Source organism: Gillisia lutea, from assembly GCF_021568705.1.
Classification (GTDB): domain Bacteria; phylum Bacteroidota; class Bacteroidia; order Flavobacteriales; family Flavobacteriaceae; genus Gillisia; species Gillisia lutea.
On sequence record NZ_JAKGTH010000006.1, the window covers coordinates 387,849 to 402,758 of the forward strand.

Here is a 14,910-nt window from a genome sequence, read left to right on the forward strand (position 1 = left end):
ATATATGAATATATTAATACTAAACTCTGGAAGTTCTTCTATAAAATTTCAGTTAATACAAATGCCTTCTGAAGCGTTAATGTGTAGTGGGTTGGTAGAACGTATTGGTCACGAAGATGCTGTACTTAAATATAAAACGAATCTCTTCGATTTTCAGCAAACAGAAAGATTAAACACGCATAAAGAAGCATTACAAAAAATTGTTGAACTCCTACTCCACGTAGAGAAAGGAGTGATAAAAAATACAAACGAGATTGAAGTGGTTGGTCACCGTGTGGTCCATGGTGGAAATTCATTTTCAAATATCACTCTAATTAATTCCAAAGTAAAACAAGAGATACAAGACTGTGCTGCCCTTGCACCTTTACACAACCCTAATAACCTTATAGGAATTCTTGTGGCCGAACAACTTTTTCCTTCCGCAAAACAAATAGCAGTTTTCGATACCGCCTTTCATCAAACTCTCCCTGAAAAAGCCAAAAAATATGCTATTCCCAATAATTTCTACAAAGAAAATAATCTTCAGGTTTATGGTTTTCATGGGACAAGTCATAAATATGTTTCTGAAAAAGCTATTGATTTTCTGGAATTGAAAAAATCTAAAATAATTTCTATTCATTTAGGTAATGGGTGTAGCATGACAGCTGTATTAAATGGAAAAAGCATAGACCACAGTATGGGTTTTACGCCTTCTAACGGACTTATAATGGGATCGCGAAGTGGTGATATAGATCATTCAATTATATTCTATTTAGTGAATAATCTAGGGTATAGTCTGGAAAAAGTTAATAGTATGCTTACTAATGAAAGTGGCATGTTGGGACTTACCGGGTATAGTGATTTAAGAGATATAGAGGCCGAAGCTGAAAAAGGAAACACAAAATGTATCCTAGCTTTAGAAATGAATGCATATCGAATTAAAAAATACATTGGGGCTTATATTGCAGCCATGAACGGTTTAGATGCCATTATTTTTACCGCGGGAATTGGGGAAAATTCCAGTACAATACGAAAACTGGTATGTAGGGAGATGGATACCTTCGGAATTAATCTTGATGAGGTGAAAAATGATGAAAAATCTAAAGGTTTACGAGAAATCAATACCTCCTCATCTAAAGTAAAAATACTGGTGGTTCCTACCAATGAAGAGCTGGAAATAGCGAAGCAGGCCTTTAAGTTACTTTCTTAATTTACTCTCTTTCAAATCTTTGAAGTATTAGGTTCACCACGACGACGTTATTAGATATAATTAACCTTCAGAACATAAGAATGAAAATTTTTAACAACATGCTACCGAATGGATTATAAAAGCCTAGCTATAAAAATAATTGATTTGAGAAATGCCGACCTAAAACTGAGGAGCAAACTTATTAATGAGGGAAAACTAGGTGAAGGATATACTAAAGAAATGGAAAAGCTGCATAACCTAAATGCGAAGTTATTGAATGATATTATTGAAACCGCAGGCTATCCAACAGTTGATAAAGTTGGTAAAGAAGCAAGTGAAGCAGCCTGGTTTGTAATACAACATTCAATTGCACAGCCTGCTTTTATGAAAAAATGTGCTGAACTATTAAAAAAAGCTGTACTTGAAAATAAAGCAGAAGCAACGAATCTAGCTTATCTAACAGATCGAATTGCGGTATTTGAAGGAAAAAAACAGCTGTATGGAACTCAATTTGACTGGGACAAAACCGGGAAATTAAGTCCGAATGAAATTGACGATCTAGCTAAAGTTAATCAAAGAAGAAAATCTCTTGGCCTCAATACCCTTGAAGAACAAACCTTAATTATTAGAAAACGGGCAGAAAATGAAAGTCAATTTCCACCTACCAATCTTAAACAAAGAGAACAGGAAATTAATGAGTGGAGGAAATTAGTAGGGTGGATAAAATAAAAATATTCCACAGACATTATCTCACGGAAATCAACTTTATTTTAGTAATTTAAATTCTCGATAATTTAACTAATGAAGTCTGATAAATTCCAATCATTATCCTGATACTTGAAGAGACATTATAAACGAACTTGTTTCAAATATGTCATAACTCATTCCCCTTTTTAATATGAAAAAATCCAGGTTAACTATAATTATTTCCGTGATCATCTTCTTACTGCTCATTCCATTAATCGCCATGCAGTTTACGAATGAAGTTCAATGGTCGCTATTTGATTTTATTGTTGCCGCTATCTTACTTTTTAGCACGGGACTTACTATTCATTTCATGATGAATAAAATAAAAACCACCAAATACCGTATCCTCTTATCCATATTCATTCTTTGCATCCTCCTGCTATTATGGGCAGAACTCGCTGTAGGAATATTCGGAAGTCCCATAAGTGGAAGCTAGAAAATTTACAGCTCATATTGAAAGGTTAGGCTTTTAGAAGACTATCTACTTGTGATTTATAAAACTTTCCAATTGGAATATGCCAGTCAGCTACTAAAATTCTGTTTCCTTCAATACTCAATATGTTCTTCCTGGCAACGATAAATGATTTGTGCACACGTATAAATCGCTCATCGTTTAATTTTTCCACCATATCTGAAATTTTCGACCGCACCAATAATTGGTTTCCTTTCAAAATTACTTTTGAATAATTTCCTGCTGCTTCAACATATAGAATGTCATCCAACTTTATCTGGATATGCTTTTTATCTGAGTAGAGAAAAATGAACCCTAATTTAGGATTGACTTCATGCTCAACAATTGATGTTTGTTTTTGCTCTTCCTGTAATGCTTTATTTACTGCTCTTAAAAATCGTTCAAAACTAAATGGCTTTAAAAGATAATCTGTGATCTCTAGTTCATATCCTTCCACAGCAAATTCCTTATAGGCCGTTGTCACAATGACTTTAGGAGAATTAGGTAAAGACCTTAAAAAATCAAAACCCTTAAGTTTTGGCATATTTAAATCTAAAAAAATCAAATCGACCGAATTCTTTCTTAAATATTCCAAGGCTTCTAAGGCATCATAACAACGCTTCGCCAGAACTAAATCTGGGATTAAATCGCAATAATCTTTTATAATTTCATGAGCCATATGCTCATCATCTATAATCAGGTATTTGCTCATTTCTTTAATTGTAAAAATGCTTTAAAAACCGAATCTTCCTGTGAAAGTTCAAGAGCATGTTTATTAGAATAGACTAATTCCAGCCGTCGCTTCAAATTTTTGATCCCAATTCCATTCTTTTCAGGTAGTTCATTTATATCAAAGTTATTACTAATTTCAAAATTGAGTATTTTCTCATAAGAACTAAGTTTAATATGAATAAACGCATTTTCTGTAAGATTTTCAACACCATGTTTAAAAGCATTTTCCAATAAAATAATAAACATTAAAGGCAGTACTTTTTCATTTTCATTTTCCACATAGACGTCAAACTGTATATCGATTTGTTTATGATAACGTATTTTATTCAATTCGATAAAGTTCTCTAAATAACTTATTTCCTCACTCAATGTAACCTGATTTTTTTCACCTTCGTAAATACTATAGCGCATCAAGCCTGATAGTTTTAAAATAAGGCTTTTAGCCGTTTCGGCGTCTTTTCCTACCATCCCATAAAGGTTGTTTAGCATATTAAAAAAGAAATGTGGGTTTACCTGACTCTGTAGATGCAATAGCTCGTTTCTTTTCTTTTCATTTTTTAAGCTTACTATCGACTTTAACTGAACCACAAGCCAGATAAAGCCTAAAATTAATAATAAGAGATAATAGACAATGATGGTGAAACCTAAAGCCGAAGGGTAGCCTTCGAGAAAAACTATTGATTCTTTGCCTAGAAATACTATTTGATAGGTGGTTATACCAAGTGGTATTACAATAGTTAAAAAAACTATGATCTTGATAAGTAACCAAATATTACTATTTAATGTAAAATTCATACTGCAAAATACTCAGATTATAAGTAAGCGCTTAAAAATAGTGACCAAGGACTTATAATAACGTTTGAATGTCTAATAAATAGGGACGTACTGGCTTTATATACACATTTAGTGTTTACATCTCCAACATTGAACTCTTCATCACAAATATTTAAATATCGGTAGTTTGAAGTTAATATTTGCTTTCAGAAGAACATCAACCTAATATAATTCACAATGAAAGCTAGATTTTTCAGATACTTAAAGCATCTAAGTTTAACCTTTTTAGTAATACTCTTAATTGCAGTTCCCATTGGACTTTATCATGGGGCACAACTAAGTTATGGGCATAATCCCACACGTCTTAATTTTGACGGCGAAGGACCTTATGCATTTTATAAAAATGATAGTACTTTACTGGTCAAGTATATTAAAGGAAATAAAGAAGATGGTTTCTACTTAGATGAAAAGGAATACGCTGCAGAAGAATCTATTCCCGCAAAAGTATTTTTCCCTTTAGACTCAACTTCGTTCGATTTTAATATCGATACCCATTTTGAATCTCCAAAAAGTGTTTATAATGATGAAAATAAGATTTTAGCCATTTCTGATATAGAAAGCGGTTTTAAGTCGTTTCGAGATTTTTTAATAAGTAATAAAGTAATCGATAAAAAACTACACTGGAGTTTCGGAAAAAACCACCTGGTGCTGGTGGGTGATTTTGTAGACAGAGGCTTTTCTACCACCCAGGTATTATGGTTTATTTACAAATTAGAACAGGAAGCCAGGAAACAGGGAGGTAATGTTCATTTCATCATAGGGAATCATGAATTAAAGAACATGTATGGCGATTACGAAGCATCTTCTTTAAAATATACTTTTGTCGCTTCTATGCTAGGCAAAACACAGGCCGGCCTGTATGGTAAAAAATCAGTCCTGGGAAATTGGTTATCAAGTAAAAATACCATCGAATCCATAAATGGAAATATATTCGTGCATGGTGGGCTTCATCCCGATATTGCAGAACTAAACATGTCGCTTCAACAAATTAATGATTATTTAAGATCAACGTATTATACGGCACCATATCCAAAAGTGAATAAGGATGAAAAGGAATTACTAATCTCATCTAAAACAGGTATTAGCTGGTATCGGGGTTATTTTAAAGAAGACCTGAATCAGGATGAAATTGAGCGACCGTTAAAGAAGTTTAACGCGAAAACAGTCATCGTAGGGCATACCCTGCAATATAAAGTGAAAAAATTCTATAACGGGAAGGTATTTGGTATAGATGTTAAACATTCTAATGATTACCATAAGAACTGGCCGGATTATGGTTCTGAAGGACTGTTCATTTCAGGAGATGATTACTATAGAGTTTTAGATAAGGGAGAAAAATTGAAGTTATAATTAATTCAACATAGCATATTCTCACCTGTGGCCATTCAGCTAAAAGAAAATTTGTAGATCAAGCATCAAAACCTAAACTAACAAATCCTTATCTTCACTACCAACATTTATGGATATACGAGACTGTAGCCATCATTACTTAGTGAATGATATATTACAATTTAGTAATTTCAGTTATCAATTAATTAAACAGACTAGTCCAGTAATTATTCAACTGTAATTCATTTAAACAAACATGAATGAACCCAAAAAAATTGCAATTCTTAGAGGGATTAACGTTGGAGGAAAAAGAAAGATCTTGATGGCCGACTTAAAAATGTTATGTGAAAAATTAGAACTGCAAGAAGTTAAAACTTATATCCAAAGTGGAAATCTAATATTTAGCTCACACGAACAGAATTCTGACATAGAAAACAAACTGGAAAAAACAATTTCCGATGAATATGGTTTTGAAGTTCCTGTAATTGTTAGGACCTCAACAGAACTTCTTAGCCTAGTCAACAAAAACCCTTTTTATAATTCAAAAGCCGATATCAATAAATTACATATTACTTTTTTAAAATTTAGAGCTGCTAAAGAAGATATTGATCATGTCCTAACATGTACCCATGAACCTGACAGATTTATTATTGATGGCAAAGAGGTTTTTCTTTATTGTGAAGGTAAATATCATCAATCGAAACTAACTAACAACTTTTTTGAAAAAAAACTGAAAGTTCCTGCAACAACAAGAAACTGGAAAACCATTTTAAAACTTTTGGAATTAAGCAAGTATTAAAGGGCCTTACTAGCCTTCCAGTCTTTGAATGGCATCCATCATATCAGTTTCAAGTGATAATACATTTGTAAACAAATCTCCTTTCTCCTGAATTCGGCTTTGCATATTTTTGATATTGAAATCTAATATTTTGAGTCCTGACTTAACCTCCTCCCATTTTAACGGAGCAGAGACGGGAGCACCCGGTTTTGGACGTAAACAATATGGTCCAGCTATAGTTTGCCCTCGTCTGTTTTGAAGATAATCGAGATAGATCTTTCCCTTTCTATCCTTTACAGCTCTAACCATACTGGTAAGCTGAGGCACTTTTTGTTCGATAAAATAGCAAATGAGCTTAGTGAAATTCCTGGCTTCTTCATAGGTGTATTTTGCATTCAAAGGGATATAAATGTGTAGACCACTTGAACCTGATGTCTTACAAAAACCTTTAATTTTCGCATCATCTAAAACCTCCTTTGCAGCTTGAGCCACAGTTATAACTTCTTCAAAAGTGTTTTCTTTCGACGGATCTAAGTCTATAATTGTATAATCTGGATACTCTAAATTATTTAAGCGAGAGTGCCATGGGTTAATTTCTATACATCCTAAATTAGCCATATATAAAAGGCTTGCTTCATTTTGGCATAAAAAATAATTTATATCCTTCTTTGAAGATGCTGAAAAGATCTCCTCTGTCTCGATCCACACGGGTAAATTTTCATTGTCCTTCTGATAAAACCCGGCACTTTTAATACCATCAGGATGCCGATGTAAATTTTGAGGCCTATCTTTTAAGTACGGTAAGATATAGTCAGAAATATTCAGATAATAATCTATAAGGTCATATTTTGTATAACCACTTTCTGGCCATAGCAGCTTATCTAAATTAGAAATTGGCACCTCAAAACCACCTACCTCTAAAGTATTGGTGCCGGAATTAGAAAAATTAGCAGTAGCTACTTTCTTTTTGTCACCTGGAGCTGAAATTTCATGAGGTATTTTATCATTACGTAAGCCTTTATAAATGGGGTGACGCATAATACCATTTTTTGTCCATTCCGAAAATTTCACTTCACAAATCAATAGCGGACTTACCCAATGTGGAGTGCGGCTTTGCAGATTTGGCTTTCGCTTAAATGGGTGTTTTTCTACTTCCAATTTTTCCAATTGCGCCAGTAACTCACGCTGATCTTTAACCGAAAAACCCGATCCGCAATTCCCAATATATTTCAATTCATCCCCCTTATACATTCCAAGTATTAAACTCCCAAAAACAGCTCCCCCACCTACCGAATCGGTATAACCACATATAATAGCCTCTTCAGTCTCAACAGCCTTTATCTTTAGCCATTTCTCACTTCGATACCCCGGGGAATATTTTGAATCTATTTTTTTTGCCATTACGCCCTCCATCCCGGCATCTACGGCTTTTTTATATAGTGCAGCACCCATTCCCTCCACATGATCACAATAAAGTGTGTAAGTTAAATTTTCAATCACTTCGGGAATTAGGCTTTTTCTTTCAAGTAAGTTCAGGTCGACCATGCTATGCCCATTAAGATAAAGCATATCAAACACATAGTATCGTAATGCGCCAGAAGTACTTTCATCATAATTTTGCAATGCCTGAAACTGGGGCAATCCATCCTCATTCACCACTACTACCTCGCCATCTAAAATAACATCATGGTCCATTAGTTCCAAATCTTTAACCAGTGCCTTAAACTTCTCATTATAGTTAATTCCGTTACGAGAATAAAGTTGCACTTTCCCTTCTTTAATTTGAACCATTACCCTGTAACCATCCCATTTTAACTCATAAACCCATGCTTTATCATTGAAAATCTCCTTTATAGAAGTAGCTAACATAGGTTTTACAAACTCGCCGGGATTAAGCTTCTTTACCGGAGTGTTTTTATTCCTTGCGGTAGTAGAAGTGTCGGAAAAGACCTCGGCATCATATTCAAGATCTGTAGAATATTTGTCTTTTTTCTTAATAAGTAGCCAGTGGTTATTAGCCTCCCGGCGCTTAGTATGTACCAGAGCAAATGCACCTCTTATCTTCTTGCCAAAGAACTCAATTTTGAGATCTCCTTTTTCCAATTGCTCGACGAGATTCATGTCTTCATATTCCGCAGCAATTCTATAAGTACCTTCATCCCAAATTTTCATAACTCCCGCCCCATAATTACCTTTTGGTATGGTCCCGTGAAAGCTAAGGTATTTTACCGGGTGATCTTCGGTTTGTATGGCCAGGCGCTTATCATTGGGATTCATCGAGGGACCTTTGGGTACAGCCCAACTTTTTAACACCCCTTCCATCTCCAATCGTAAATCATAATGTAGCCTACTGGCATGATGTCTTTGAATTACAAATCTTCCGGCATTATCATCACTTAGTTCTGCCGCGGGCTCTGGTGTTTTGCTAAAATCTCGCTTTTTATTATAATCCTCGAGTGCCATTTACTAAGATGCTTTACTCTTTTTCCTTTTCTCTAAACTGGCTTTTAGTTGTGCCATTAAATCTTTTGCAGGCGTGGGTTTACTTTCAAATTTTTCAGGTTTCTTTACTTTACCCGTCGATTTAGCATTTATTATTTTCATCAACTGTTCATTGTACACATCTTTATATTTCTTAAGATCAAATTTATCAGTGTATTGGTCAATTAAATTGATGGCCATATCTACTTCTTTTTTAGTAATCTTAGTTGAAGATAATTTCAGTTCGCCCGGGTCTCGAATCTCATCTTCAAATCTTATCACATGAAGCACAAGTGCATTCTTGTAAAGTCCGATAAGGCTCAGGTGTTCCTTTTGGCGCATCACAAAGGTTGCGACTCCCACTTTTTTGGTCTTTTTTAAAGCATCCCGCAATAGATTGTAAGATTTCCCTCCTTCTTTTTGAGGCTCCAGAAAATAGGGCTTTTTAAAGAGTACATCAGCCACATCAGCTTCATTTATAAACTCCTCTATATCGATGGTCTTGCTTTTCTTCAAATTGGCCTGCTCAAAATCTTCTTTTTCCAAGACTATATAATTATCATCTTTTTTGAATCCCTTTACAATATCTTTCCACTCAACTTCTTTTCCCGTTTCTTCATTGACTCTTTTATATCGAATTCGAGCATTGTCATGCCTATCAAGCATATCCAGATCAAGTTTTCTATCTTCTGATCCTGAATATAACTTAATAGGTATTGACACAAGCCCGAAACTGATGGATCCATTCCAAATTGATCTCATGTTTTATTTTTTAAAGTTAGAAAAGTGCATTAAGGAGTTAATACAACTTTTACACAACCATCCTCCTTGTTTCTAAATTTTTTATATGCCTCAGGTGCATCCTCTAATTTCATGCGGTGAGTTATAATAAAGGATGGATCTATTTTTCCTTCCTCTACTTTTTTAAGAAGAGGCTCCAAATAATGCTGCATGTGGGTTTGGCCCATCTTCAAATTAAGGGATTTATTCATTGCCATACCAAAAGGTAGTCCATCCACCTTACCAAGATATACCCCAGGGATAGAAACGTTTCCAGCTTTTTTACAGGATTTAAAAATTTGTGCTAAGGCATCTGGTTGGGATGAATTTAAATTCTTTTTAAATCCTTCAGCCCCGTGAGCTTCAGCACCTACAGCATCAATACAACAATCTGGGCCTTTTCCTTTCGTCATTTCCATTAGTTGAGTATATACTTCATCTGCATCAACTGTCCTAATTACTTCAGCTTTTCCATGCTTTTCTGCCATATCCAATCGCTCTTTAACCACATCAATAGCGATTACACGTTTCGCCCCCAACATCCAGGCACTTTGGATGGCAAACTGACCCACTGGACCGCATCCCCATATGGCTACCGTATCACCACTTTTAATGTCAGCATTTTCAGCACCCATATATCCTGTTGGGAAAATATCAGACAGAAAAAGAGATTGCTCATCAGTCAGCGAATCTGGAACTTTTATTGGCCCTACATCTGCATAGGGTACACGAACATATTCTGCCTGGCCTCCGGAAAAACCACCTAGCATATGCGAGAAACCAAAGAGCCCAGATATTGAATGACCTAAATTTTCTTTACAAAGTTCTTCGTTGGGGTTGGAGTTGTCACAAAGGGAATACAAATCATCGTCACAATACTGGCAATTACCACATGCAATGGTAAAAGGGACAACTACCCGATCCCCTATCTTAAGTGTTTTGACATCTTTACCTACTTCTACAACTTCCCCCATAAATTCGTGCCCCAAAACATCACCCTTTTTCATGGTAGGCATTAAATCGCCATATATGTGCAAATCTGATCCGCAAATAGCTGTTGATGTAACCTTAATTATAACATCTTGTGGGTCTTCAATCTTAGGATCTGGTACGTTGTCAATTCGTACATCCTCTTTTCCGTGATAACATAATGCCTTCATAATAATTGAATTTTAGATTAAAAATTAGTTTTTACTAAATTTAGTTAATCATCATTAATTACAATTATTATTAACAAAAATTTGTTGTGTTAACAATTTGTTGTGATTAAATCATAAAATTACATAATTAAATGTGTTATCCCTATATTTGTTTGAGCAGAAACGCACTAGCAATATCTTTGGCTGTAGTAGTTATTGGCGGAATATTTGTCTCTTTGCAGCAAACCCGATAAAAGAATAGATTTCACTAGCTATTTTTCAGTAGGAAAGAATACATTATACCAAGCTCTAAAAAAAAGCCTCTGTTTTCAAAGCGGCATTTTTTTTCCAAATAGTCGTTCCTATTAGGTATTTTAATCGAATCTTCTTACCGCGCTGTTTATCATTTAGTTACATTCAAAAAATAAGATATCCTTTTCTTAAAACAGGCTTAATAATTCCTTGACCCTATTTCCGGCACCTCTCCTTAAATTACACTGAATTAATAATTTAGGTCATGGAAGATCACTCTATCAATAATCTTGAAGCTCCTTTTCAAGGAACAGGAAATAAATATGAAACCTCTCTAAATTCCCACTTTTTAATTACTTTGAAGAATAGCATTCAAAGTAGCGAGCGTGATCTTCAAGATTTTGTATTAACCCAATTATTTCTGAACAAATTAGCTTCCTTATTCTCTCCGGAACAATATCGTGGCAACTACATAAAGAGAATTATAAAAAACCTATCCCGTTAAAGTATGGAAAAACGCAAAGTTGAAGTAGTAGTAATATCCGACGTTCATCTTGCCACTTATGGTTGCCATGCAGCCGAGCTGCTTAGCTATCTTAAAAGTATTCAACCTCAAAAACTTATTTTAAACGGTGACATTATCGATATCTGGCAATTCAATAAAAAGTACTGGCCAGAATCGCATATGCAAATAATAAAACACATCATGGGCTTGCTTGCCAAACAAGTGGAAGTAGTATATATAACCGGCAACCACGATGAAACACTTCGGAAATTCGTAGGCTTCAATATAGGCTCCCTTAAAATAGTGAACAAAGTAGTTTTGAATTTGGGTGGAAAGAAGACATGGATCTTTCATGGAGATGTTTTTGATGTTACTATGCAAAATTCAAAATGGCTTGCCAAGCTTGGAGCTCAGGGTTATGATGCTTTAATACTAATAAACAGGCTTTTCAATCATATTTCTGAAAAGATGGGAAGAGGAAAATTATCCTTATCTAAAAAAATAAAGAACAGCGTAAAGGGTGCAGTTAAATTCATCAACGATTTCGAACAGGTTGTGGCAGATATTGCCATTTCAAATGAATACGATTATGTAATATGCGGGCATATTCATCAACCCGTAATTAGAAAGATTACTAACAAAGAGGGGGAAGTCACCTATTTGAATTCCGGAGACTGGGTCGAAAATCTAACGGCCTTGGAATATAATGAAGGCGAATGGAATATCTATAATTTTCAGGAAGATCAGCAAAGCTTACTGGACATGAAGTTAGAACGTAAAAGAAAACCAGAATTGAGTACTACCGAACTTTTCGAGAATTTGGTTCGTGAATTTAATTTGATCAAAAATTAAGAAAATACTCACCCAAAAGAGGTCATGAAAATACTATATGCTATTCAGGGAACGGGAAATGGTCATTTAAGCAGAGCTAGAGACATTATTCCTCTTTTAAGAAAAAAAGGAGATTTGGATATTTTAGTGAGCGGAACCCAGGCAGATATTTCACTTCCTTATACCATAAAATATAAGTATAGCGGAATGAGCTTCGTCTTTGGAAAAAAAGGAGGTGTCGATCTTAAAGCTACCTATATAAAGAACAATATTTCTCGTTTCATTAAAGAGATACGTAGTTTCCCTGTCGAGGACTACGATCTCATCATCAACGATTTCGAACCTATCTCGGCCTGGGCGGCCTACTTAAAAGGTAAAAAGTGTATTTCTCTGAGTCATCAATGTGCGGTACTTTCAAAAAATGCCCCCCTTCCCGATACCAAAGATTGGCTAGGAGAATTAATTCTTAAAAATTACGCTCCTTCCCAATTGCAATACGGATTTCATTTTGCCACATTCAATAAAAACACCTATACCCCGGTAATACGGCAGGAGATCAGAAATATGGAAGTTAAAAATTATGCTCATTATACCGTATATCTCCCTTCATATTCTGATAAAAAGATACTGAAGGTCCTTCATTCTTTTGAAGAAATTCGATGGCATGTGTTCTCCAAACACACCAAGGGAAATGCAATTATTAAAAACGTGTCCTTGCGTCCCATTTCTAATAGAAGTTTTATAAAAAGTATGGCCACCAGTGAAGGAGTGCTCTGTGGTGCCGGATTTGAAACTCCTGCAGAAGCTCTTTTTTTAAAGAAAAAGCTCCTGGTGATTCCTATGAAAAATCAATATGAACAGCATTGTAATGCTGCTGCATTAAAGGCTATTGGAGTTCCTATTTTGAAAAAATTTAAACTAAAGCAGCGTAATTATATAGAAAAATGGCTTGTTAGCGATAAAATAGTGGAAGTAGCATTTCCAGATATAACTTCAGATATTATAGATATGCTAATACAAGACCATCTAGACGCTCTGGCACCAAAACCTTCCCTGGAGCAACATTGTGTTACCCACAGTATAAAACCACTTAATTAATACTATTTCCAATAACCCTTATAATAGTACATGTCCCAACTTTTTACCGGCTCTCAGGAACAATCTAAAATTTTCACAAAATCTGACTTTGGCACTAATTTCAAGTGGGGTGTATCAACCTCGGCATATCAGACCGAAGGGAGCCATCTCTCTTATGGTAAAGGAGCTTCTATCTGGGATGCTTTTGCAAATAAAAAAGGTACGATTTATAAAGGTCAGACCGGGGAGATTGCCTGTGATTTCTATCAACGATTTGAAACCGATCTAGAGCTAATGCATAATTTGAACATTCCAAATTTCAGATTTTCGCTCTCCTGGCCCCGTTTAATCCCTAAGGGAACAGGCACTCGAAATTTGCTAGGAATAGATTTTTATAACCGTCTTATTGATAAATGTCTGAAGTTAGACATAGAACCCTGGGTTACTTTATACCACTGGGATTTACCTAACGAACTGGAAAAGAAAGGGGGCTGGACAAACCGGGATATAATAGATTGGTTTCGGGAATATGCCGACCTGTGTTCCAGAAAATTTGGCGACAGAGTATCTAATTGGATGATACTAAATGAACCATTGGTTTTTGTAGGAGCTGGCCATTTTTTAGGGGTGCATGCCCCGGGAAGGCGAGGAATGAAAAATTTCTTACCAGCAATGCATCACGCAGCAATTTGTCAGGCGGAAGGAGCGAGGATCATTAAAAATAATAGACCAAAAGTAAAGGTGGGCACCACTTTTTCCTGTTCACATATAGAAGCTTTTTCCAATCGTGAAAAAGATGTATTGGCGGCTAAAAGAGTTGATGCTCTTGTGAACAGGCTCTTTTTAGAAGCTTCCTTAGGATTTTCATACCCTATAAAAGAACTACCTTTTTTAAAACGCGTGGAAAAATATTGGCAGCCGGAAGATGATAAACTTCTTTCATATGATTTTGACTTTATAGGACTTCAAAATTATACGCGAGAAATTGTTAAACACTCATATTTTGTTCCTTATATAAAAGCCACTAATGTAAAAGCTGTCAAAAGAAAAGTACCTACAACCCAAATGAAATGGGAAGTCTACCCAGATTCGTTATATTATATGCTGAAAAAGTTTGATGCATATTCAGGAGTTAAGAATATTTCCGTAACAGAAAATGGAGCAGCCTTCAACGATATTTTGAAAAATGGTGAGATTAACGATTTTGAAAGAACCACTTACATACAACAGTATTTGCAAGCTCTGTTGAAAGCAAAAAATGAAGGAGTAAACGTAAATGGCTATTTTATATGGAGTTTTACCGATAATTTTGAATGGGCCGAAGGTTTTCATCCTCGTTTTGGTCTGGTCTATATTAATTTTAAAACCCAGGAGAGAATAGTGAAAGCCTCGGGAAAATGGTATAAAGAATTTCTAAGCTAAATCAATTGAAAAGTGTCAGCTTCCTCAAAATTGCACTTCCCTACAAGTACGCTCTCTTAGTCACCGACACTTATTTATAATCTCTTATAACTACACTTCAAAAATAAGAACCTCAACAAGTCTGCTTAAGGGTTTTCCGTAATTGGAATTTTGAAGGATATTAAATCTGGAAGTATTAAATTCCTTTTTTCATGTGCCGTCATCCATACTTTTTATAACCGCCCTATTTACTCTCAAGAGGATTATTTTTATTGACCATTTCAAGAAAATAAGTCATACTGTCTGCTTATTCCCCGAGGAAAAAAATAGCTCAATTTAAAACATCAATACTACTACTTTTTTTAAACATACTAACGTTATAGGCTACAATATTGATCGTTTCTA

Annotated in this window: 14 protein-coding genes; 9 read left to right on the plus strand and 5 right to left on the minus strand. The window is 35.1% G+C overall.

From position 1 onward, the window contains the following. The first annotated feature begins 4 nt into the window (after window positions 1–4). From L1I30_RS01740 to L1I30_RS01750, 3 genes are all read left to right on the plus strand, one after another. Window positions 5–1,189, plus strand: a complete 1,185-nt coding sequence (locus L1I30_RS01740; RefSeq protein ID WP_236132524.1) for an acetate/propionate family kinase — start codon at window positions 5–7, stop codon at window positions 1,187–1,189. A 108-nt stretch (window positions 1,190–1,297) separates the two neighbouring features. After that, a complete protein-coding gene (locus tag L1I30_RS01745; protein ID WP_236132525.1) occupies window positions 1,298–1,897 on the plus strand; it encodes a DUF6624 domain-containing protein in 600 nt (199 codons plus the stop codon). A gap of 169 nt (window positions 1,898–2,066) precedes the next feature. Next, the gene (locus tag L1I30_RS01750; RefSeq protein ID WP_236132526.1) at window positions 2,067–2,351 is read left to right on the plus strand and encodes a hypothetical protein; all 285 of its coding nucleotides are present in this window, start codon (window positions 2,067–2,069) and stop codon (window positions 2,349–2,351) included. A 25-nt stretch (window positions 2,352–2,376) separates the two neighbouring features. On the opposite strand, the gene L1I30_RS01755 is transcribed toward L1I30_RS01750, so the two are convergent. Next, window positions 2,377–3,078: a LytR/AlgR family response regulator transcription factor gene (locus L1I30_RS01755; RefSeq protein WP_236132527.1), complete on the minus strand. Its 702-nt coding sequence runs from the start codon at window positions 3,076–3,078 to the stop codon at window positions 2,377–2,379. Beyond that, the gene (locus L1I30_RS01760) at window positions 3,075–3,893 is read right to left on the minus strand and encodes a sensor histidine kinase (protein ID WP_236132528.1); all 819 of its coding nucleotides are present in this window, start codon (window positions 3,891–3,893) and stop codon (window positions 3,075–3,077) included. The genes L1I30_RS01755 and L1I30_RS01760 overlap by 4 nt, the downstream gene beginning before the upstream one ends. A gap of 216 nt (window positions 3,894–4,109) precedes the next feature. On the opposite strand from L1I30_RS01760, the gene L1I30_RS01765 reads away from it, so the two are divergent. Further along, on the plus strand, window positions 4,110–5,282 hold the full coding sequence (locus tag L1I30_RS01765; RefSeq protein WP_236132529.1) for a metallophosphoesterase: 1,173 nt from the start codon (window positions 4,110–4,112) through the stop codon (window positions 5,280–5,282). Window positions 5,283–5,517: 235 nt separating this feature from the next. Continuing rightward, complete coding sequence (locus tag L1I30_RS01770) at window positions 5,518–6,060, plus strand: DUF1697 domain-containing protein (protein ID WP_236132530.1); 543 nt, start codon at window positions 5,518–5,520, stop codon at window positions 6,058–6,060. A gap of 9 nt (window positions 6,061–6,069) precedes the next feature. On the opposite strand, the gene ligD is transcribed toward L1I30_RS01770, so the two are convergent. The 3 genes from ligD to L1I30_RS01785 are packed head-to-tail and all read right to left on the minus strand — an operon-like array spanning window position 6,070 to window position 10,460. Further along, window positions 6,070–8,502: a DNA ligase D gene (gene ligD, locus L1I30_RS01775; protein ID WP_236132531.1), complete on the minus strand. Its 2,433-nt coding sequence runs from the start codon at window positions 8,500–8,502 to the stop codon at window positions 6,070–6,072. 3 nt (window positions 8,503–8,505) lie between these two features. Then, entirely contained in the window at window positions 8,506–9,282 is a 777-nt protein-coding gene (ku, locus tag L1I30_RS01780; protein WP_236132532.1) for a non-homologous end joining protein Ku, read from the minus strand. A gap of 29 nt (window positions 9,283–9,311) precedes the next feature. Then, on the minus strand, window positions 9,312–10,460 hold the full coding sequence (locus tag L1I30_RS01785) for a zinc-dependent alcohol dehydrogenase (protein WP_236132533.1): 1,149 nt from the start codon (window positions 10,458–10,460) through the stop codon (window positions 9,312–9,314). Between the two features lie 496 nt (window positions 10,461–10,956). On the opposite strand from L1I30_RS01785, the gene L1I30_RS01790 reads away from it, so the two are divergent. Genes L1I30_RS01790 through L1I30_RS01805 form a run of 4 tightly spaced genes read left to right on the plus strand, consistent with a single transcriptional unit; the run spans window position 10,957 to window position 14,526 of the window. Beyond that, complete coding sequence (locus tag L1I30_RS01790) at window positions 10,957–11,196, plus strand: hypothetical protein (RefSeq protein WP_236132534.1); 240 nt, start codon at window positions 10,957–10,959, stop codon at window positions 11,194–11,196. A 3-nt stretch (window positions 11,197–11,199) separates the two neighbouring features. Continuing rightward, window positions 11,200–12,048, plus strand: a complete 849-nt coding sequence (locus L1I30_RS01795; RefSeq protein WP_236132535.1) for a UDP-2,3-diacylglucosamine diphosphatase — start codon at window positions 11,200–11,202, stop codon at window positions 12,046–12,048. Window positions 12,049–12,072: 24 nt separating this feature from the next. After that, window positions 12,073–13,125, plus strand: a complete 1,053-nt coding sequence (locus L1I30_RS01800; protein WP_236132536.1) for a glycosyltransferase family protein — start codon at window positions 12,073–12,075, stop codon at window positions 13,123–13,125. A 30-nt stretch (window positions 13,126–13,155) separates the two neighbouring features. After that, window positions 13,156–14,526: a GH1 family beta-glucosidase gene (locus L1I30_RS01805; protein WP_236132537.1), complete on the plus strand. Its 1,371-nt coding sequence runs from the start codon at window positions 13,156–13,158 to the stop codon at window positions 14,524–14,526. Window positions 14,527–14,910 lie beyond the last annotated feature (384 nt).

Coding starts and splice junctions, on each gene's coding strand:
- L1I30_RS01745 (WP_236132525.1), top strand. CDS start 1,298: ATGGATTATAAAAGCCTAGCTATAAAAATAATTGATTTGAGAAATGCC.
- L1I30_RS01800 (WP_236132536.1), top strand. CDS start 12,073: ATGAAAATACTATATGCTATTCAGGGAACGGGAAATGGTCATTTAAGC.
- L1I30_RS01765 (WP_236132529.1), top strand. CDS start 4,110: ATGAAAGCTAGATTTTTCAGATACTTAAAGCATCTAAGTTTAACCTTT.
- ku (WP_236132532.1), bottom strand. CDS start 9,282: ATGAGATCAATTTGGAATGGATCCATCAGTTTCGGGCTTGTGTCAATA.
- L1I30_RS01795 (WP_236132535.1), top strand. CDS start 11,200: ATGGAAAAACGCAAAGTTGAAGTAGTAGTAATATCCGACGTTCATCTT.
- L1I30_RS01740 (WP_236132524.1), top strand. CDS start 5: ATGAATATATTAATACTAAACTCTGGAAGTTCTTCTATAAAATTTCAG.
- L1I30_RS01760 (WP_236132528.1), bottom strand. CDS start 3,893: ATGAATTTTACATTAAATAGTAATATTTGGTTACTTATCAAGATCATA.
- L1I30_RS01755 (WP_236132527.1), bottom strand. CDS start 3,078: ATGAGCAAATACCTGATTATAGATGATGAGCATATGGCTCATGAAATT.
- L1I30_RS01750 (WP_236132526.1), top strand. CDS start 2,067: ATGAAAAAATCCAGGTTAACTATAATTATTTCCGTGATCATCTTCTTA.
- ligD (WP_236132531.1), bottom strand. CDS start 8,502: ATGGCACTCGAGGATTATAATAAAAAGCGAGATTTTAGCAAAACACCA.
- L1I30_RS01805 (WP_236132537.1), top strand. CDS start 13,156: ATGTCCCAACTTTTTACCGGCTCTCAGGAACAATCTAAAATTTTCACA.
- L1I30_RS01770 (WP_236132530.1), top strand. CDS start 5,518: ATGAATGAACCCAAAAAAATTGCAATTCTTAGAGGGATTAACGTTGGA.
- L1I30_RS01790 (WP_236132534.1), top strand. CDS start 10,957: ATGGAAGATCACTCTATCAATAATCTTGAAGCTCCTTTTCAAGGAACA.
- L1I30_RS01785 (WP_236132533.1), bottom strand. CDS start 10,460: ATGAAGGCATTATGTTATCACGGAAAAGAGGATGTACGAATTGACAAC.